General features: G+C 66.0%; 19 protein-coding genes. 8 read left to right on the top strand and 11 right to left on the bottom strand.

Features of this window, described 5'->3' with window-relative positions:
• A partial coding sequence (locus V7066_RS17635) for a radical SAM protein (RefSeq protein ID WP_334184310.1) occupies positions 1-589 on the bottom strand: 589 nt, incomplete at its 3' end.
• A 190-nt stretch (positions 590-779) separates the two neighbouring features.
• Here V7066_RS17635 and V7066_RS17630 point away from each other — a divergent pair.
• On the top strand, positions 780-1,493 hold the full coding sequence (locus V7066_RS17630; protein WP_334184287.1) for an OmpW/AlkL family protein: 714 nt from the start codon (positions 780-782) through the stop codon (positions 1,491-1,493).
• Between the two features lie 52 nt (positions 1,494-1,545).
• On the opposite strand, the gene V7066_RS17625 is transcribed toward V7066_RS17630, so the two are convergent.
• Together V7066_RS17625 and V7066_RS17620 are read right to left on the bottom strand one after the other, a co-directional pair.
• Entirely contained in the window at positions 1,546-2,247 is a 702-nt protein-coding gene (locus tag V7066_RS17625; RefSeq protein WP_334184286.1) for a Crp/Fnr family transcriptional regulator, read from the bottom strand.
• Between the two features lie 40 nt (positions 2,248-2,287).
• Complete coding sequence (locus V7066_RS17620; RefSeq protein ID WP_334184285.1) at positions 2,288-3,343, bottom strand: S66 peptidase family protein; 1,056 nt, start codon at positions 3,341-3,343, stop codon at positions 2,288-2,290.
• A gap of 99 nt (positions 3,344-3,442) precedes the next feature.
• On the opposite strand from V7066_RS17620, the gene V7066_RS17615 reads away from it, so the two are divergent.
• Complete coding sequence (locus V7066_RS17615) at positions 3,443-4,318, top strand: TIGR00730 family Rossman fold protein (protein ID WP_334184284.1); 876 nt, start codon at positions 3,443-3,445, stop codon at positions 4,316-4,318.
• Positions 4,319-4,387: 69 nt separating this feature from the next.
• Here the strand turns inward: V7066_RS17615 and thiD are convergent, their stop codons facing one another.
• The 4 genes from thiD to V7066_RS17595 all read right to left on the bottom strand — a co-directional run bounded on the left by thiD (position 4,388) and on the right by V7066_RS17595 (position 7,895).
• On the bottom strand, positions 4,388-5,137 hold the full coding sequence (thiD, locus tag V7066_RS17610) for a bifunctional hydroxymethylpyrimidine kinase/phosphomethylpyrimidine kinase (RefSeq protein WP_334184283.1): 750 nt from the start codon (positions 5,135-5,137) through the stop codon (positions 4,388-4,390).
• A 243-nt stretch (positions 5,138-5,380) separates the two neighbouring features.
• Positions 5,381-5,608: a DUF1272 domain-containing protein gene (locus V7066_RS17605; protein ID WP_334184282.1), complete on the bottom strand. Its 228-nt coding sequence runs from the start codon at positions 5,606-5,608 to the stop codon at positions 5,381-5,383.
• Positions 5,608-6,948, bottom strand: a complete 1,341-nt coding sequence (glmM, locus tag V7066_RS17600) for a phosphoglucosamine mutase (RefSeq protein ID WP_334184281.1) — start codon at positions 6,946-6,948, stop codon at positions 5,608-5,610. The genes V7066_RS17605 and glmM overlap by 1 nt, the downstream gene beginning before the upstream one ends.
• Positions 6,949-7,286: 338 nt before the next feature.
• The gene (locus V7066_RS17595) at positions 7,287-7,895 is read right to left on the bottom strand and encodes an HNH endonuclease (protein ID WP_021232991.1); all 609 of its coding nucleotides are present in this window, start codon (positions 7,893-7,895) and stop codon (positions 7,287-7,289) included.
• 241 nt (positions 7,896-8,136) lie between these two features.
• On the opposite strand from V7066_RS17595, the gene gluQRS reads away from it, so the two are divergent.
• From gluQRS to V7066_RS17570, 5 genes are all read left to right on the top strand, one after another.
• Positions 8,137-8,997, top strand: a complete 861-nt coding sequence (gene gluQRS / locus V7066_RS17590; RefSeq protein ID WP_334184280.1) for a tRNA glutamyl-Q(34) synthetase GluQRS — start codon at positions 8,137-8,139, stop codon at positions 8,995-8,997.
• On the top strand, positions 8,994-9,227 hold the full coding sequence (locus V7066_RS17585) for a hypothetical protein (RefSeq protein ID WP_334184279.1): 234 nt from the start codon (positions 8,994-8,996) through the stop codon (positions 9,225-9,227). The genes gluQRS and V7066_RS17585 overlap by 4 nt, the downstream gene beginning before the upstream one ends.
• 4 nt (positions 9,228-9,231) lie before the next feature.
• Positions 9,232-9,801, top strand: coding sequence for a cob(I)yrinic acid a,c-diamide adenosyltransferase (locus tag V7066_RS17580; RefSeq protein WP_334184278.1), 570 nt, complete (start codon positions 9,232-9,234; stop codon positions 9,799-9,801).
• A gap of 60 nt (positions 9,802-9,861) precedes the next feature.
• Positions 9,862-10,731 (top strand): 3-hydroxyacyl-CoA dehydrogenase family protein, encoded by an 870-nt coding sequence (locus V7066_RS17575; protein ID WP_334184277.1) that lies wholly within the window; start codon positions 9,862-9,864, stop codon positions 10,729-10,731.
• 127 nt (positions 10,732-10,858) lie between these two features.
• Complete coding sequence (locus V7066_RS17570) at positions 10,859-11,179, top strand: hypothetical protein (RefSeq protein WP_334184276.1); 321 nt, start codon at positions 10,859-10,861, stop codon at positions 11,177-11,179.
• A 68-nt stretch (positions 11,180-11,247) separates the two neighbouring features.
• On the opposite strand, the gene V7066_RS17565 is transcribed toward V7066_RS17570, so the two are convergent.
• Together V7066_RS17565 and mutS are read right to left on the bottom strand one after the other, a co-directional pair.
• Positions 11,248-11,439, bottom strand: coding sequence for a hypothetical protein (locus V7066_RS17565; protein ID WP_334184275.1), 192 nt, complete (start codon positions 11,437-11,439; stop codon positions 11,248-11,250).
• Between the two features lie 23 nt (positions 11,440-11,462).
• Positions 11,463-14,045 (bottom strand): DNA mismatch repair protein MutS, encoded by a 2,583-nt coding sequence (mutS, locus tag V7066_RS17560; protein WP_334184309.1) that lies wholly within the window; start codon positions 14,043-14,045, stop codon positions 11,463-11,465.
• 150 nt (positions 14,046-14,195) lie between these two features.
• On the opposite strand from mutS, the gene V7066_RS17555 reads away from it, so the two are divergent.
• Complete coding sequence (locus V7066_RS17555) at positions 14,196-16,457, top strand: NADP-dependent malic enzyme (protein WP_334184274.1); 2,262 nt, start codon at positions 14,196-14,198, stop codon at positions 16,455-16,457.
• A 220-nt stretch (positions 16,458-16,677) separates the two neighbouring features.
• Here the strand turns inward: V7066_RS17555 and trmB are convergent, their stop codons facing one another.
• Together trmB and ctrA are read right to left on the bottom strand one after the other, a co-directional pair.
• Positions 16,678-17,394, bottom strand: coding sequence for a tRNA (guanine(46)-N(7))-methyltransferase TrmB (gene trmB / locus V7066_RS17550; protein WP_334184273.1), 717 nt, complete (start codon positions 17,392-17,394; stop codon positions 16,678-16,680).
• Between the two features lie 131 nt (positions 17,395-17,525).
• Positions 17,526-18,221 carry a response regulator transcription factor CtrA gene (gene ctrA / locus V7066_RS17545; protein ID WP_021233000.1) on the bottom strand — a complete coding sequence of 232 codons (696 nt, stop codon included), beginning with the start codon at positions 18,219-18,221 and terminating at the stop codon, positions 17,526-17,528.
• Between the last annotated feature and the right edge of the window lie 38 nt (positions 18,222-18,259).

Here is an 18,259-nt window from a genome sequence, read left to right as displayed (position 1 = left end):
AATCGACGCCTGCCCCGCGCAGCATCGCCGTCGTTTCTTCGATCATCCGCGCGGGCTGAACGCGGCCGATCGCCTGCTGGAGCGGCAGCGCGAACGTCTGGACACCGAGGCTGGCCCGCGTGATTCCCACCGCGCCGATCACCGCCGCCCAGTCGCTCCCCATCGTGCGCGGATCCAGTTCGATCGACAGCACCGGGCTGGAGGCGGGAAACTGCAGCGCCAGCGCATCGACCAGCCGCACGAAATCGACCGGCGGGATGCCGTTCGGGCTGCCGCCGCCGAATGCGATCCGCGTGACTCGCGCGCTCCGCGGCAGGCGCTCCGCGACGAGGCCGATCTCGCGGTGGAGCGCGTCGAGATAGCCGGAAACCCGGCCCGTGCGATTGGCGACGCCGGTATTGCAGCCGCAGTACCAGCAGATCTTCTCGCAGAACGGGATATGGACATAGAGCGAGACATCGCCGCTCGCCTGCTCCAGCGCCTCCGTGAAAGCAGGAACGCCAAGGCTTTCGTCGAACTCCGCCGCCGTGGGGAAGCTCGTGTAGCGGGGCACGGGAACCGCGAGCAGATCGGGATGATAGGTCCACATGGCAGGCACGAATCGCGCATTGCCTGCGCTCCGTCATTGCTCTCGATCAATCGGCGTAAAACCGCAGAAATTCGCCGATTTTTGCGCGCGATCAATTCCTTGGCGGTGCCGTGGGACCAAAGCGGCGCTGCTGCCGCTCAAGAGGGGGGACCCGCACGGTGCGGCCCCGGCGGCGCAGGAAAGACCGAACATGCGCAAGATGACCATGCTCGCGGCCACCGCTCTCGTTGCCAGCGCCGCCGCCACCGCTCTCGCCGCCCCGGCCATGGCCGGAAGCCCGGACGGCAAGTGGCAGGTCAAGGTCCTCGGCACTGCGGTGCTGCCGGGTGGCAAGATCGACAAGATCAAGTCGATCGACACCGACACGACGCTGGGCGGTACCCTGGCGACGCTCGACAACGTGGGCACCAAGGCGAACGACAATGTCGTACCGACGCTGGCAGTCGAGTACTTCTTCGCCAAGTCCTTCTCGGTGGAGACGATCTGCTGCTTCACCCAGCACCATGTCAGCGGAACCGGCGACATTGCAGGCGCAGGCCTGGTCGATCACGTCCTGATCCTGCCCGCCACGGTGACCGCCAAGGCGCACCTCGACACCGGCACCCCGTTCAAGCCCTATGTAGGCGCAGGCCCGGCATGGTTCTTCGTGTTCGACGAGAAGCCGGGCGAAACCGCCCGTGCGCTGGGCGTCGACAAGGTGAAGATGTCGAACAAGCTGGGCTTTGCGCTCCAGGGCGGCGTGGACATCGCCATCAACGACAAGGGCCTCGGCCTCTCGCTCGACGCCAAGAAGTATTGGGTGAAGCCCACCGCTTCGTTCTACGAGGACGGCGATCTGGCGCTGAAGACCCGCCACGACCTCGATCCCTGGGTGCTCAGCGCCGGGGTTTCCTACCGCTTCTGAGCGACCGGGTAAGACGTCTTGAGAAGGGGAGCTTCGGGCTCCCCTTTTTCGTTCAGCCCGCCTCGGCCACCAGTGCCGGATGATCGAGGATCGTCACGTCCCGCCGCGAGGGCAGGTCGATCACATGATCGTTCTTGAGGCGGGTGAACTGGCGGCTCACCGTCTCGATGGTCAGGCCCAGCACATCGGCGATCTGCTGGCGCGAGAACGGCAGGGTAATCCGGCGCGGGCCGGCATCCTCGAAATTCCACGCGCAGCCCGGTGGCTGGAGCCGTTCCTCCATTTCGAGCAGGAAGCTGGCCAGCTTCTCCGAGGCCGACTTGCGGCCGAGCAGCAGCATCCAGCGGCGCGTACGGTCGAGTTCGGCCAGGGTGCGCTCCAGCAACTTGTGCTCCAGCACCGGATGCTCGCGCGCGAAGGCATCGAAATCCCGGCGCGAGAACACGCAGACCGTGGCCTCGGTCAAGGCCGTGGCGCCGTGGCCGGTGGTGCCGCCGAAGGGCCGCCCGATGAAGTCCGACGGATAGACCACACCGACGATCTGCTCGCGCCCGTCCTCGGTATTGGTCGATAGCTTGAGCACGCCGTCGATCACGTTGGCGACGAGGACAGAATCCTCGCCTTCCCAGATCAGCGATTCGCCGGGCTGGATCGTGCGGGTGCGCCCGATCGCGTTGAGCGCCTCCAGCTCTTTCGCATCGAGGGATGAACAGATCGCCCGGTTCCGAACGACGCAGAGGTCACAGTTCGCCATAATCCCTCCGCGATAACAGCCGCTTCCCTATGGCTCAAGGTCAGCTTACCGCCGGTTCCAGCAGGCGCATGGTGCCGGCATCGGCATCGATCTCCACCGGCAGGCCTACGGGCACGCTCAGCTGCGCGGCGATATGACCGATCTGGAGGCCCTGGAACGCAGGCACCTTGAGGCCCGAAAACTGGCGGTCGAGCACTTCGTAGATCGTGAAGTTCGAATAGCCGCCGTCCGGATTCCGACACCCGGTGCACTGGCCGAAGACCACCCCCGCCACTTTGTCGAACACGCCCGCCAGAGCGAGCTGGGTGAGCATGCGGTCGATCCGGTACTCGGATTCGTTGGTGTCCTCTATGAACAGCACGGCGCCGGTGAAGTCGGGCAGATAGGGCGTGCCGACCAGCCCTGAAAGCACCGAGAGATTGCCGCCCAGCAGCCGCCCCCGCGCCCGGCCGCCGTGGAAGGTGCGCAAGTCCTTGCCGCGCCCGGCGAGATTGGCGCCCGCCCCCTCGGGCACCCGCCAGGTCGGCGTCGCGCCCTCGAATGCGAGCGCGTGGAACGAATCCCAGGCCGCCGGGGGCCACGAGGCCGCAGCGTTCGGGCCGTGGATGCTGGCCACCCCGGTCCGCGCCGCGAAAGCGAGGTGGAGCGCGGTATTGTCGCTGAACCCCACGAAGAGCTTGGGATTCGCCGCGATCCGATCGAAATCGAGCAGGGGCAGCAGCCGCGCGCAGCCCCAGCCGCCCGCCACCGACATGATGCCCCGCACGCTCGAATCGCCGAACATCGCCATGAGATCGCCTGCCCGCTCTGCGTCCGAACCGGCCATATAGCCCTCGCGGTCCAGAACGTGCGGCGCCGGTTTCGGCTCAAGCCCCATGGCCCGAACCGTGGCCATGATCGCATCCAGCCCGAACCGATCACCCACGAAACGCGCCGGGGCGACCAGCCCCAGCACGTCGCCCTCGCGCAGGCGCGGCGGCTTCACCAGCTTGCGGGCCGGGGCGGAAATCGCCGGAATCGCGGGCAGCAGGCTCGCCGCCATGGCGGTGCCGACACCCGCCAAAACCGAGCGCCGCGTCAATATCTGTTTCGACATGAAGAGAGGCTAGGCGAATCCCGCACTTGCACGCAACCGCAAGGTACTTAAATCCTTACCCCTCTCGACGCCGCGCGTCCCAGCGGCCATGGAATGCAGATGACCGAAAAAGAAGACAAGAAAGTCACCAACCGCCGCTTCTACAAGGCGGAACAGGAAGCCTCCTTCGCCGATGCGCAGGAAGGCACCATCCAGACCCAGAACCCGGCCTACCGCCTCGCCTTCCAGGATACCGAATTCCTGCTGCGCGACGAACTGCGCCCGGTCCGCTTCCAGCTCGAACTGCTCAAGACAGAGATGCTGCTGGAAGAGGCCAATATCGGCTCGACCATGGTGATGTACGGCTCCGCCCGCATCCCCTCGCCCGACCAGTGCGACGAAGTGCTCGCCCGCGCCAAGACGGACGAGGAAAAGAAGGTCGCCGAACGCCTCGTCGCCAAGGCGAAGTACTACGAGGAAGCCCGCAAGCTCGCCCGCCTCGCCAGCCAGTGCTCGGTGGTGGAGAAGGGCATGCGCCAGTTCGTGGTCTGCTCGGGCGGCGGCCCCTCGATCATGGAAGCGGCCAACCGCGGCGCGCGCGAAGTGGGCGCGGAATCGCTGGGCCTGAACATCGTCCTGCCACACGAGCAGGCGCCGAACCCCTATGTGACGCCCCGCCTCTCGTTCCAGTTCCACTACTTCGCGCTGCGCAAGATGCACTTCCTGCTGCGCGCCCGCGCGGTAGCGGTGTTCCCGGGCGGCTTCGGCACATTCGACGAATTCTTCGAACTGCTGACGCTGATCCAGACCGGCAAGATGAAGCCCCTGCCGATCCTGCTCTACGGCAAGGAATTCTGGGAACGCGTCGTCAACTTCGAAGCGCTGGCCGAGGAAGGCGTGATCAATGCCGCCGACCTCAAGCTGTTCCACTGGTGCGAAACCGCCGAGGAAGGCTGGAACGTGGTGCAGAAGTTCTACGACCTGGACTGCTGCTGAGGGCAGGGGGCGGGCCATGGTCCGCTCCCCTGCCCTTCCGTCCCATGTCTTGGGGGAAAGATGGCGCCCCTATCCCCGGACGTGATGCCCCAGCGGGCCATGTCCCGCGCCGAATCCCGGCGCATTGAGCAGCGCCGAGCGCACATAGTCGCGCGCGCCGACGATGGCCGCCTCCAGCCCTGCCCCCTGCCCCATGAAGGTCGCGATGGCGCTTGAGAACGTGCAGCCGGTGCCATGCGTGTGGCGCGTGTCGATGCGCGGGGCCGTCCACGACAGAGGCAATTCACCCGGCCGCAGCAACCTGTCCTCGACGATCGGCCCCTCCGCATCGCCGCCCTTGGCGATATAGGCCACGCCCCGCGCCGCCATCGCCCCGTCGCCGCCCAGCGCCGCCAGCTCCGGCACGTTCGGCGTCGTCAGCGTGGCGACTGCCATCAGCCGCTCGAATGCCTCGACCGTCGCCGCATCGGCCAGCACCGAACCGCTCGTCGAAATCATCACCGGATCGAACACCACCGGCACGTCCAGCCCGGCAAGCCGGTCCGCCACGACATGGGCGATCTCCGGACTACCGAGCATGCCGATCTTCACAGCATCCACGCCGATGTCGCCGATGCAGGCGTCGATCTGCGCCGCCACCATCTCCGGCGAAAGCGCCACCACGTCCGTCACGCCGCAGGTGTTCTGCGCGGTGATCGCGGTGATCGCGGTCATGGCATAGCCACCCAGCATCACAATGGTCTTGATATCGGCCTGAATACCGGCGCCGCCCGAACTGTCGGAACCGGCGATGGAAAGGATGCGGGGCGGTGTGATCATGGCGCTCCCTTGCCGTGCGGTGGGGGCGGTGTCGAGGGAAAGGAGAAGTCCTGGGGCCCTTCGACAAGCTCAGGAGATCCCCCAGACCCTCGGAATGTCAGCGTCGCGCGCCGTCTATCCGGTGTGCGCTCCCTGCGGCGCAGCCATTAGTCTCCCGACGCCACCATGAGCGCGCAACGGCGTTGGTCCACGTGACCTGGACGGTAATGGGGTGCAGGGGCGATGGCCCCTGCTGCTTCCCTTCTACCCCTTGAACTTGCGCTCCTTCGAAGGCGGCGCGGAATCGAAATGCCGCTTCGCCCGCGTCGGCCGGTCGAGCAGTTCGCCGCCGCAATTGGGGCAAAGTTCGTCGAGATCGTCCGCGCATTCCGCGCAGTACGTGCATTCGAAGCTGCAGATGAACGCGCCGGGGGATTCGGCGGGGAGGTCGGTGCCGCAGCGTTCGCAGTCGGGGCGCATTTCGAGGGCCATCAGGCAGCGCCCTCTTCCACGGCGGCGCAGATCGAGGCCACGGCGGCCTCCACCTGTCCGGCATCGTCGCCTTCGGCCATCACGCGGATCAGCGGCTCGGTGCCCGAGGCGCGGATGACGAGGCGTCCGCTGCCGTTGAGCGCGGCTTCCGCATCGGCGATGGCGCTTTTCACGCTGGCGGCCTCCAGCGGTTGCCCGCCCGAGAAGCGCACGTTGCGCAGCAGCTGCGGCACCGGGTCGAAGAGGTGGAGCAGTTCGCTCGCCCGCTTGCCCGACTGGACGAGCGCGGCCAGCACCTGCAGCGCCGCCACGGTGCCGTCTCCGGTGGTGGCATGATCGAGCAGGATCATGTGGCCCGATTGCTCGCCGCCGACGTTGAAGCCGCCCGCGCGCATGCGTTCGAGGACGTGGCGGTCACCTACCTTGGTGCGTTCGAGCGTCAGTCCCTGCGCTTGCAGGTAGCGTTCGAGGCCGAGGTTCGACATGACCGTGGCCACTACGCCGCCGCCGCGCAGAGCGCCGCGCGCGGCAAGCTGGGTGCCGATCAGCGCCATGATCTGGTCGCCGTCCACGGTCTTGCCCTTCTCATCCACGACGATCAGGCGGTCGGCGTCCCCGTCGAGAGCGATGCCGATATCGGCGCCCGAGGAAACCACGGTCTCCCGCAGCAACTCGACGTGGGTGGAGCCGCACTTGGCGTTGATATTGCGGCCATTGGGGGAGACGCCCACGGCCACGATCTCCGCGCCGAGTTCCCACAGCGCCGAGGGCGCGACCTGATAGGCGGCGCCGTTGGCGCAATCGAGCGCGATCTTGAGGCCGTCGAGACGCACGGCCTCGGGCAGCGAGCGCTTGACGGCGTGGATATAGCGTCCGCCAGCGTCGTCGATGCGGCGGGCGCGGCCGATGTCTTCGGAAGCGGCGAGCGGGATGTCCTGCGCCAACATGGCCTCGATCGCCATCTCATCCTCGTCGGAGAGCTTGAAGCCGTCGGGGCCGAACAGCTTGATGCCGTTGTCCTCGTAGGGGTTATGGCTGGCGGAGATCATCACGCCGACGTCGGCGCGCAGTTCGCGGGTCAGCAGCGCGACCGCCGGGGTCGGCATCGGGCCGAGCAGCACCACGTCCATACCGACGCTGGTAAAGCCCGCGACCATCGCGTTTTCCAGCATGTAGCCGGAAAGGCGGGTGTCCTTGCCGATCACCACGCGGTGCCGGTGGGTGCCGCGCAGGAAGCGGGTGCCGGCCGCCTGGCCGACTTTCATGGCGATCGCGGCGGTCATCGCGCCCTGGTTGGTGCGGCCGCGAATGCCGTCGGTACCGAAGAATTGTCTGCTCATGACCTCCCCTTGGAGACTGTCTCGTTAATGCCGGATGACGTCCGCAAGGCCGCTCGCGCGGCGCCCTCCCGCGTTCTCTAACTGCGCCGCCGGTAAATTGCCATGGCGGACGGAACCGGAACGATACTGAGCGCTGGGTATTAGCTCCGATTATCGGGCAGCCCTCTATCATCGTCACCCTGAACTCGTTTCAGGGTCCATTTGACCGAAACCCCGGTGCTACGATCAGCAAACCGACAATGCGGCTCGCCATACCACGTCTCTGGCACCGACCGAGGGATGGATCCTGAAACGAGTTCAGGATGACGTAGTCCCAGTTGATAAGAAAGGTCGCCCCCTCAAGCTTCCAGTTCGATGTCCCAGTAGAGCCAGTCGCGCCAGGTTTCGTGGAGGTAGTTGGGCGGGAAGGCGCGGCCGCGTTCCTGGAGTTGCCAGCTCGTCGGCCGGATCGGCGCCACCAGCGGCGGCATATTCGCCTGCTTGGGCGTGCGGCCGCCCTTCTTGAGGTTGCAGGGGGCGCAGGCGGTGAGGATGTTTTCCCAGCTCGTCCTGCCGCCGAGACGGCGCGGGACGACGTGGTCGAAGGTTAGCTGATGGGGGGAACCGCAATACTGGCAGCTGAACCTGTCGCGGAGGAAGAGGTTGAAGCGGGTGAAGGCGGGGAATTCGGAAGGCCGGACATATTGCCTGAGGGCGATCACCGAGGGGATCTGCATCGACCAGCTCGGGCTGTGGACCACCCGGTCGTAGCTGGAAATGATGTCCACCCTTTCGAGGCAGATCGCCTTTACCGCGGTCTGCCAGGGCCAGAGGCTGAGGGGGTAGTAGGAAAGCGGCGTGTAGTCCGCATTGAGCACTAGAGCAGGACAGTCGGAAAGACTTCGGGAGGGGTCATCCTCCGCGCTGCGGAACCGGGCCGCGCGCTCGATCAGCTCCGACTTGAGCATGGCCTCCTGTCGCAGGCCCTGATTGCGGTTTCATGGCAGTGCATGTGTTTCTTTGCAGCATCTACGCGAGTCGGCGTCAAGCCGAGACGTGGGGCGCTCCATACAACAATCCACAGCTTCACCACAACGATTCCACAGATTGCCCACATTCTCTCGACAAGCCCTTCCCGTTTCATACAGACCTTATCCACAGCCTTGCACCCCTTGCCGCCAGCCTCCGCGCGACTAGGAGCATAAGGCGATGATCCGCACCCGCTTTGCCCCCAGCCCGAATGGCCCGCTCCATCTCGGCCACGCCTATGCGGCGCTGGTCGCGCACGATCTGGCGCGCGCACAAGACGGCGAGTTCCTGCTGCGGATCGAGGATATCGACGGAGAGCGCAGCCGGGTGGAATTCGTGGAAGAGTTCTTCCGCGACCTCGAATGGCTCGGCCTGAACTGGGACGGCGAAGCCCGTTTCCAGTCGAAGCGCCTCCCCGGCCACGCCGAGGCGGGCGAGCGCCTGAAAGCCATGGGTCTCCTTTATCCCTGCCGCTGCACCCGCGCCGAGATCGCCGCCGCAGCCACCGCAATGGGACCCGACGGCCCGGTCTATCCCGGCACCTGCCGCCACCGGCCCGGCACTTCTGAAAGCTTCGATCCGGAAGGCGCGGCATGGCGGCTGGATGTCGCCCGTGCGCTGGACTTGACCGGCCCCCTCGCATGGACCGACGAGCGGGCCGGGCCGCAGCGCGCCGCCCCCGAAATTTTCGGCGATGTCGTGCTGCTCAGGAAGGACCTGCCCGCCAGCTACCACCTCGCCGCCACGCTCGACGATGCGACGGAAGGAATCACGCTCGTCACGCGCGGCATGGACCTGTTTCCGGCAAGCCATGTCCACCGCCTGCTGCAAGCCCTGCTCGGCCTGCCGGTGCCGGTCTGGCACCATCACCCGCTGCTGATCGAACCCGACGGCCGCAAGCTGGCCAAGCGGCGCGGCGCCCCCTCGCTCGGCGATCGGCGGCGGGCCGGTGAAGACGGGCGAGCCATCGTGGAGGCGCTTCGCGAAGGCCGCTTCCCCGCTGGCATTTCGCTTTCCGAAGGCTTACACCAAGCCCCATGAGCACCCTTCTCATCCCGATCATCATTATCCTGATGATCATGGTCGTCTTCAGCCTCGTGCGCGGCATCGTGGCCTTCATGCAGGGCACGAAGGAAGACCTGAACCGCGATCCGGCCTCGACCGAGCCGACCGCGAACCAGCTCCTCCAGAACAAGATGATGTTCAACCGCATCAAGTATCAGGCGGCGGCGGTGATCGTCTGCGCTATCCTCTTGGCGATGGCGCGCTAAAACATTGGTCAAGCTCAACAAGATCTACACCCGCACGGGTGACGACGGCACCACGGGCCTCGTCGACGGCTCCCGCCTGCCGAAATACGCCGCGCGCATGGAAGCGATCGGCGCGGTGGACGAGGCGAACTGCGCCATCGGCCTGGCCGTCTGCGCGCTTATCGAAACCCCGCATGCCGCAATCCTGACCCGTATCCAGAACGACCTGTTCGACCTCGGCGCCGATCTCGCGACGCCCGGTGACGACTTCACCCCCGGCGAGATGACCCTGCGCATGGTGGCTTCTCAGGTGACATGGCTGGAAGGCGAGATCGACGCGATCAACGCCCATCTCCAGCCGCTCAGGAGCTTCATCCTGCCCGGCGGCAGCGAGGCCGCCGCCCGCGTCCATATTGCCCGCGCCTCCGCCCGCAAGGCAGAGCGCGCCGCCGTCGCCATGGCCGCCGAAGTGCCCGCCAATCCGGCCGCGCTCGGCTACCTCAACCGGCTCAGCGACTATCTCTTCGTCCTCGCCCGGGCGGTGAATGCCAATGGGGCCGACGACGTGCTTTGGGTGCCCGGCCAGAATCGCTAGGTTCGCGTCTCGTGCGTCGATGCTAGTCGTTCCGGCGCATCAGCAGAGGAGAGTTTGGCAGTGCGGAAAGTCGGAATCATCGGCGCGGGCATCATGGGTTCGGGCATCGCCCAGACCGTGGCGAGCAAGGGCATGGACGTGATCCTGTCCGATATCTCGATCGAAAACGCCGAAAGGGGCAAGGCCGGCATCGCCAAGGGCCTCGCGAAGCTGGTCGCGAAGGAAAAGATCGCCCAGGCCGACGTGGACGCCCTGCTGCCCCGCATCACGACCGCGGGCGACTATGCCGGAATGGGCGACTGCGACCTCATCATCGAAGCCGCCACCGAGCGCGAGGATATCAAGCTCAAGATCTTCACCGCCGTGGGCGAAGTGCTGGGCGCGGGCGCCATCCTCGCCTCCAACACCAGTTCCATCCCGATCACCCGCATGGCCGCCAGTTCGCCCGATCCGACGCGGTTCTGCGGGCTGCACTTCTTCAACCCGGTGCCGGTCATGGGCCTTGTCGAAGTGATCCCCGGCCTTGCGACGTCGGACGAAACCACTGCGCGCATGAAGTCTTTCGGCGAGGCGCTGGGCAAGACCGTGGTGCTGGCCGGCGATGCGCCCGGCTTCGTGGTCAACCGCATCCTCTGCCCGCTGCTCAACGAGGCGATCTTCGTGCTCGGCGAGGGGCTGGCTTCGGTCGAAGATATCGATGCGGGCATGCGGCTCGGCGCCAATCACCCGATGGGCCCGCTGACTCTGGCCGACTTCGTGGGCCTCGACACTCTCTACGAGATCATGAAGGTGTTCCAGGCCACCACCGGCGATCCCAAGTACCGTCCCGCCCCGCTGCTCCAGAAATACGTCGAGGCGGGCTGGTACGGCCGCAAGTCGGGCCGGGGCTTCTACGACTATTCCGGCGAAACGCCGGTTCCCACGCGCTAGGCGGTGGACGAAAGCCAGGGGGAGGCGGAGAGGCAGTGGTTGGGCCACCCCCTACTTTCGGATCATTCCCTTGCGAACCGGAACCCGGCACTTCCCTTGGCCGTTAACCCGGCAAAGGAGACCTTAGATGAGCGAACGCCCCGACGACCGCGCCCCCGAAACGGTCAATCCCGAGCAGGACGACGAAGACACCCAGGCCCAGACTTTTGCCGAGGAAGCACAGGGCCGTTCCTCCAGCAGCTTCGGACTGGAAGAGACCGAGAAGGTCAAGGGCGGTATCGAGGACGAGGACAACATCGAAGACCTCGTCGATCACATGAATCAGATGGATTCGAGCGGCGTGATCGACATGTCTGCCTATCGCGGCGAGGAGACGATGGACGACCTCGAAGACCGCTACGGCAAGGAAAACGCGGCGGACTCGGACTTCGCAGACGACGATAGCTGAGACTGGGGAGGCCAGAGCGCGCCGAGGCCCGCCCCGCCGCCACAGAGAAAGTGGTGGTTCAGCCGAAATCAGTTCGCCGCCGAATCCTTCGCCCACGGATTCTTGTACGCAGGTTTCGCGGCGACTTTCGCGCCCGCGTTCTCTTCACCGGCATCGTCCGGTGAGGGCACGGAGCAATAGGCCGTCAGCAACACACCGGCCGACCAGAACAGCGCGTGCCAGCGGCTTCGGAAGACATTCCTGATTCTGGGTCCGAACATGTCCCCAATTTAGCGCGGGCCGGTTAAGACTCCGTGCCCGCCTCGCGCTTGAGATCGTAGAGGATTTCCAGAGCGTCGCGCGGACTGAGAGCATCGATGTCCATCTCGCGCAGCTTGTCGCGCAGGGCGTCGCATTGCTCCTCCTGCGCTTCCTGCGCCGCCGCGAACAGCGGGAGATCGCCAAGTCCGGCGGCAAGGCCGCCCGTCTCCGCGCGGCCCTTTTCCAGCTTTTCCAGCACCGACTTGGCCCGGCTGATGACCTTGGGCGGCACCCCGGCCAGCCGCGCGACGGCAAGACCGTAGCTGCGATCCGCCGGACCTTCGGCCAGTTCGTGAAGCAGGACCAGATCGCCCTTCCACTCGCGGGCGCGAACATGGTGGAGCGAGAGCGCCTCGCAGGTTTCTCCCAGCCGCGCCATCTCGTGATAGTGCGTGGCGAACAGGCAGCGGCAGCGGTTGGTCTCGTGGACGGCTTCCGCCACCGCCCATGCCAGAGCAAGGCCGTCATAGGTCGAAGTACCGCGCCCCACTTCATCGAGGATGACGAAGCTGCGGTCGGTCGCCTGCGCCAGGATGGCGGCGGTTTCCACCATCTCGACCATGAAGGTCGAACGCCCGCGCGCGAGATTGTCGGAAGCGCCGACGCGGCTGAACAGGCGGTCCACCATGCCGATCCGCGCCGACTTGGCCGGCACGAAACCGCCCGCCTGCGCCAGCAGCACGATCAGCGCGTTCTGGCGCAGGAAGGTCGACTTACCGCCCATGTTGGGGCCGCCGATCAGCCAGAGCCGGTCATGGCTGGCGAGGCGGCAGTCGTTGGCGACGAAGCGCTCGCCCTGCACCTTGAGCGCGGCTTCGACCACGGGATGGCGGCCGCCCTCGATCTCCAGCGAAAGACCGTCGACCACTTCGGGCCGGGTCCAGCCGCCCTCGGCAGCGCGCTCGGCCTGTCCGGCCGCGACGTCGAACCGGGCGAGTGCGGCGGCGGTGCGGGCAATCGCGTGACGGGCGGCGACGGCCTCGGCCACCAGCTCCTCGAAATGCGCCTCTTCCGCCGCGAGCGCATGAGCGCCCGCCTCGGTGATGCGGCTCGCCTCCTCATGCAGGGCGAGCGCGTTGAAGCGCATGGCCCCGGCCATCGTCTGGCGGTGCGAGAAGCCGCTGTCCGGCTCCAGCAGCTTGTCGGCATGGCGCTGCGGCACTTCGATGAAGTAGCCGAGCACGTTGTTGTGCTTGATCTTGAGAGCGGCGACGCCGGTCTGTTCGCGGTATTTCGCCTCCAGCGCGGCAATCGCGCGGCGGGCATTGCCCGAAGTGACGCGCAGTTCGTCCAGCCCGGCATCGTAGCCGCTGGCGATATAGCCGCCCTGCCCGCGCTCGGTCGGCGGGGTTTCCACCAGCGCCTGCGCGAAGTGATCGACCATCTGCGCGTGCCCGCCGAGTTCCGGCATCAGCCGGTCCAGCAGCACCGGCAACCCGTCCATCTGCACCAGCCGCTCGCCGATGCGGCGGGCACCGGAAAGACCGTCGCGAAGCTGGCCGAGGTCACGCGGGCTGCCGCGCCCCGCCACCACGCGGCCCAGCGCTCGGCCCACGTCCGGCAACGCCCGCAGCGCCGCGCGCATGTCCTCGCGCAGCAGGTGATCGTCGTGCAGCCACTCGACCAGTTCGAGCCGCTCGGCAATCGCATGGCGATCGGTCAGCGGGGCCGAGAGATCTTCCGCCAACTGGCGCGCACCGGCGCCGGTGACACAGCGGTCGATCGCCTCGACCAGGCTGCCCTTGCGGCCGCCCTGCGAGGATTCGAGAATTTCCAGGCTGGCGCGGGTGGCCTCGTCCATCGCCAGCGCGGCATCGCCGGCGCGCGCCTCGGGCGGCAGCAGCAGCGGCAGCTTGCCGCGCCCGACGTGATCGAGATAGGCAATCAGCCCGCCCGCCGCCGCCAGCATGGCGCGGGTGAAGGTGCCGAAACCGTCCAGCGTCGCGACGCCATGGACAAATTTTAACCGCTCGTCGCCGCCGTCGGAGGAGAACTCGTGTGCCGAGCGCGGGATCGCGCCGTCGGGTGCCAGTTCCCATCCCTCCGGCACGACCAGTTCGCGCGCACCAAGGCGCGCCAGCGCCGCGCCCAGCCGGTCGGGCGGGCACTCTTCCAGTTCCATCCGCCCGGTGGAGATATCGCAGGCGGCGATGCCGAGCACGCCCCGCACCTCGCAGGCCGCGGCCAGCACGTTCGCGCGGCGCGGCTCCAGCAGCGATTCCTCGGTCAGGGTTCCGGCGGTGACGAAGCGCACGATGTCGCGCGTCACCAGCGCCTTGGAACCGCCTCGTTTCTTGGCTTCGGCAGGCGTTTCGGTCTGCTCGGCGATCGCCACGCGGCAACCGGCCTTGATGAGCCGCGCGAGATAGCCCTCGGCCGCATGGACCGGCACGCCGCACATCGGGATCGGCTGGCCGCCGTGCTCGCCGCGCGTGGTAAGTGCAATGTCGAGCACTTGGCTTGCAGTTTTCGCATCCTCGAAGAACAGTTCGAAGAAATCGCCCATCCGGTAGAACAGCAAACAGTCCCCGGCGACCTCGCGCAAGGCAAGGTACTGGGCCATCATCGGGGTCACGCCCGCCTTGTCAGAATGTCCGCTCATGGTCCGGAGCGTTAGCCCCGCACGGCCCTTTTTGGGAAGCGCGGACAAGGCGCCTTTCCCCTATCGCGTGGCGAGAACATTCGTTAGGTCCTCTCCCAAATCGGGAGAAATCGCTTGTCCGAAAAATCGAAGATCCAGTTCACGGAGCGTGAAGCTCTGTTCTATCACAGCACCATGCGCCCCGGTAAGATCGAGATTGTTGCGTCAAAGCCGATGGCGACGCAACGCGACCTCTCGCTTGCCTATTCACCGGGTGTGGCCGTTCCCGTCCAGGCGATCGCCGACGACCCCGCCACCGCCTACGACTATACCGCCAAGGGCAACCTCGTCGCGGTGATCTCGAACGGCACCGCGATCCTCGGCATGGGCAACCTCGGCGCCCTCGCTTCGAAGCCGGTGATGGAGGGCAAGGCCGTGCTCTTCAAGCGCTTCGCCGACGTCGATTCCATCGACATCGAACTCGCCAGCGAAGACACCGACGCGCTGATCGAAGCCATCGCCATGATGGAACCCAGCTTCGGCGGCATCAACCTTGAAGACATCAAGGCCCCCGAGTGCTTCATCATCGAGCAGGCCCTGCGCGAGCGGATGAACATCCCCGTCATGCATGACGACCAGCACGGCACCGCGATCATCGCCGCCGCCGGTCTCATCAACGCCTGCCTCATCACCGGCCGCAAGCTGGACGAGATCAAGGTCGTGGTGAACGGCGCCGGTGCCTCGGCGCTGGCCTGCACCGCCCTCATCAAGTCGATGGGCGTGCGCCACGAGAACGTCCTGGTCTGCGACACGCGCGGCGTGATCTATCCCGGCCGCGAGCGCGTCGATCAGTTCAAGTCCGCCCATGCGGTCAAGACCGACAGGCGCACGCTGGCCGAAGCCCTCGAAGGCGCGGACGTCGTTCTCGGCCTCTCGGCCAAGGGCGCGATCACGCCCGAGATGGTCAAGTCCATGGCACCCGAGCCGATCATCTTCGCGATGGCCAACCCGGACCCGGAAATCACCCCGCCCGAAGCCAAGGCCGTGCGCCCCGACGCCATCGTCGCCACCGGCCGTTCGGACTATCCGAACCAGGTTAACAACGTGCTGGGCTTCCCCTTCATCTTCCGCGGCGCGCTGGACGTTTCGGCCACCGCGATCAACGAAGAGATGAAGATCGCCGCCGCCACGGCCATCGCCGAACTGGCGCGCGAGCAGGTCCATGAAGACGTCGCCGCCGCTTACGGCGAAGCGCAGCAGTTCGGCCGCGACTACATCATCCCCGCGCCGTTCGATCCGCGCCTGATGGAAGTGGTGTCGATGGCCGTCGCCAAGGCGGCGATGGACTCCGGCGTCGCCACGCGCCCGATCGAGGACTTCCAGGCCTACCGCGACCAGCTCAAGGCCCGCCTCAATCCCACCACGTCGGTGCTGACCCGCGTCTACGAACAGGTCCGCGCCAATCCCAAGCGCATGATCTTCGCCGAAGCGGACAACGAAGTCGTCCTGCGCGCCGCGATCCAGTACCGCGATTTCGGCTACGGCGAACCGATCCTGGTCGGCCGTACCCAAGTCATCCTCGACAAGATGGCGGAACTCGGCGTCGCCGATCCCGAGAGCTACCATATCGAGAACTCGATGGTCTCGGATCACGTCGCGCCGATGGTGGAGATGCTCTACGAGCGCCTCAAGCGCCGCGGCTTCCTCCAGCGCGACGTGCAGCGCATGGTCAATACCGATCGCAACATCTTCGCCTCCGGCCTGCTCAAGCTGGGCGTCGGCGATGCCATGGTGACCGGCATGACCCGGCCCTTCGCGCAGTCGATCAAGGAAGTGCGCCGCGTGCTGGACCCGGCCGAAGGCAAGCTGCCCTTCGGCATCCACCTGCTGGTCGGCAAGAACCACACGGTGTTCATGGCCGACACCACCATCAACGAGCGCCCGACCGCCGAGCAGCTTGCGGTGATCGCCAAGGAAACCGCTGCCGTCGCTCGCCGCCTGGGCCACGAGCCGCGCGTCGCCTTCCTCAGCTACTCGACCTTCGGCAACCCTTCGGGCAAGTGGCTCGATGCCACCCGCGAGGCGATCCGCATCCTCGACGAGGAACAGCCGGACTTCGAATACGAAGGCGAAATGGCCCCGGATGCCGCGCTGAACCCGAAGATCATGAAGCTCTACCCGTTCAGCCGCCTGTCGGCTCCGGCGAACGTGCTGATCATGCCGGGGCTCCAGTCGGCCAATATCTCGGCCAAGCTGCTCAAGGAGATCGGCGGTACGACCTCGATCGGACCGATGCTGCTGGGCGCGGAAAAGCCGGTACAGATCGTGCCGATGACGGCGCTGGCGCCGGACGTGCTGACCCTGGCCGTACTCGCGGCTGCGGGTGTTGCCGGGTAAGAAGGGAAAAGGGGAAATATGCAGGGGTTAATACCCCTGCACCCCGGACCTTTTTCGTCATGCGCGCAGCTTCGTGGTGCGCGCATTTCGACGTTTGAGATGTCTTCCGGCGAGAGCGCGCGTCAACCTCTCTCCCCACACATCGCTTCATCCTGAACTCGTTTCAGGATGACGGTGTACTATTAAAAAAAAGCGGGGCGAAAATCGCCCCGCCCCAAAGTCACTTCCGCCGGTAGCGGAAATACCAGACCTCATGCCCGTAAACGGTGCGCGCCTTGTTCTCGTAGCGCGTTTCCGGCCAGCCGCCCGGACGGACCTGGAAGTCCTGCGGCTTCTCGCAAAGCCACTCGAACTGGTCGGTGTGGCGCTGCATCACCATCAGCGCATGGCGCACGTAGACCGCATGGTCGGTGCCGAAGCGGAACTCGCCGCCGGGCTTCAGCTTGGCCGCGAACATGTCGACCGGGCCGTCGTTCATCATGCGCCGCTTGGCGTGGCGCGCCTTGGGCCAGGGGTCCGGATGCAGCAGGTAGAGGAACAAGAGCGAGCCGTCGGGAATGCGCGAGAGCACTTCCAGCGCATCGCCGTGATGGATGCGCACGTTGCCGAGCGGCGTGCTCGCACCGTTGTCTCCAGCCACATGGGTCAGGGCCTGCGCAACACCGTTGATGAAAGGCTCGGCGCCGATGAAGCCGTGGTTCGGCAGCATGTCGGCGCGGCCCGCCATATGTTCGCCGCCGCCGAAGCCGATCTCGAAATGCATCGGGCGATCGTCGCCGAACAGCAGCTCGGACGTGACCGGGCCTTCGAGAGGAACCGCGATTCGCGGCAGCAGGGTATCGACCAATCCCTGCTGGCCTGCGCGCAGGGGCTTGCCCTTGGCACGGCCGTAGAGGCGGTTCAGCGTGGTCGGATCGCCGGATTTGTGAGCGGTCATGGCGCGGGGCACTGACACCGTTGCCCGGCAACGTCAACGTCGCCCAAACGAAACCGGTACTCAAAACGAAACGGCCCGCCCCGAAGGACAGGCCGTTCCATGCACGTTGCTTATACGCGCAAGGGGTTAGGTCAGGCGACTTCCTGAAGCTCGTCCGGATCGCGCAGCACGTAGCCGCGGCCCCAGACCGTCTCGATGTAGTTGGCGCCGCCACAGGCATGGGCCAGCTTCTTGCGCAGCTTGCAGATGAAGACGTCGATGATCTTCAGTTCCGGCTCGTCCATGCCGCCGTAGAGGTGGTTGAGGAACATTTCCTTGGTCAGCGTGGTGCCCTTGCGCAGCGAGAGCAGCTCCAGCATCGCATATTCCTTGCCGGTCAGGTGCACGCGGGCGCTGTCGACCTCGACGGTCTTGGCATCGAGGTTCACCACCAGCTTGCCGGTGCGGATGACCGACTGCGAATGGCCCTTCGAGCGGCGAACGACGGCGTGGATGCGCGCGATCAGCTCTTCGCGGTGGAAGGGCTTGGTCACATAGTCGTCGGCACCGAAGCCGAACGAACGGACCTTCGAATCCATTTCGGAGATACCCGAGAGGATCAGCACCGGCGTCTGCACCTTGGCGACGCGCAGCTTCTTCAGCACGTCGTACCCGTGCATGTCGGGCAGGTTCAGATCGAGCAGAATGATGTCGTAATCGTAGAGTTTGCCGAGATCGAGGCCTTCTTCGCCCAGATCCGTGGAGTAGACATTGAACCCTTCGGCCGTCAGCATGAGTTCGATGGCCCGCGCAGTGGTGGGTTCATCCTCGATCAGCAGGACACGCATCGGAAATTACCTTTCGCCCCCCGTTTCGGCTCAAATCC

Source organism: Novosphingobium sp., from assembly GCF_036820275.1.
Lineage (GTDB): Bacteria > Pseudomonadota > Alphaproteobacteria > Sphingomonadales > Sphingomonadaceae > Novosphingobium.
Note: the sequence above shows the minus strand (reverse complement) of the source record. Positions and strands in the feature narration are given on the sequence as shown.

Coding starts and splice junctions, on each gene's coding strand:
- V7066_RS17630 (WP_334184287.1), top strand. CDS start 780: ATGCGCAAGATGACCATGCTCGCGGCCACCGCTCTCGTTGCCAGCGCC.
- V7066_RS17625 (WP_334184286.1), bottom strand. CDS start 2,247: ATGGCGAACTGTGACCTCTGCGTCGTTCGGAACCGGGCGATCTGTTCA.
- V7066_RS17620 (WP_334184285.1), bottom strand. CDS start 3,343: ATGTCGAAACAGATATTGACGCGGCGCTCGGTTTTGGCGGGTGTCGGC.
- V7066_RS17615 (WP_334184284.1), top strand. CDS start 3,443: ATGACCGAAAAAGAAGACAAGAAAGTCACCAACCGCCGCTTCTACAAG.
- thiD (WP_334184283.1), bottom strand. CDS start 5,137: ATGATCACACCGCCCCGCATCCTTTCCATCGCCGGTTCCGACAGTTCG.
- V7066_RS17605 (WP_334184282.1), bottom strand. CDS start 5,608: ATGGCCCTCGAAATGCGCCCCGACTGCGAACGCTGCGGCACCGACCTC.
- glmM (WP_334184281.1), bottom strand. CDS start 6,948: ATGAGCAGACAATTCTTCGGTACCGACGGCATTCGCGGCCGCACCAAC.
- V7066_RS17595 (WP_021232991.1), bottom strand. CDS start 7,895: ATGCTCAAGTCGGAGCTGATCGAGCGCGCGGCCCGGTTCCGCAGCGCG.
- gluQRS (WP_334184280.1), top strand. CDS start 8,137: ATGATCCGCACCCGCTTTGCCCCCAGCCCGAATGGCCCGCTCCATCTC.
- V7066_RS17585 (WP_334184279.1), top strand. CDS start 8,994: ATGAGCACCCTTCTCATCCCGATCATCATTATCCTGATGATCATGGTC.
- V7066_RS17570 (WP_334184276.1), top strand. CDS start 10,859: ATGAGCGAACGCCCCGACGACCGCGCCCCCGAAACGGTCAATCCCGAG.
- V7066_RS17565 (WP_334184275.1), bottom strand. CDS start 11,439: ATGTTCGGACCCAGAATCAGGAATGTCTTCCGAAGCCGCTGGCACGCG.
- mutS (WP_334184309.1), bottom strand. CDS start 14,045: ATGATGGCCCAGTACCTTGCCTTGCGCGAGGTCGCCGGGGACTGTTTG.
- trmB (WP_334184273.1), bottom strand. CDS start 17,394: ATGACCGCTCACAAATCCGGCGATCCGACCACGCTGAACCGCCTCTAC.
- ctrA (WP_021233000.1), bottom strand. CDS start 18,221: ATGCGTGTCCTGCTGATCGAGGATGAACCCACCACTGCGCGGGCCATC.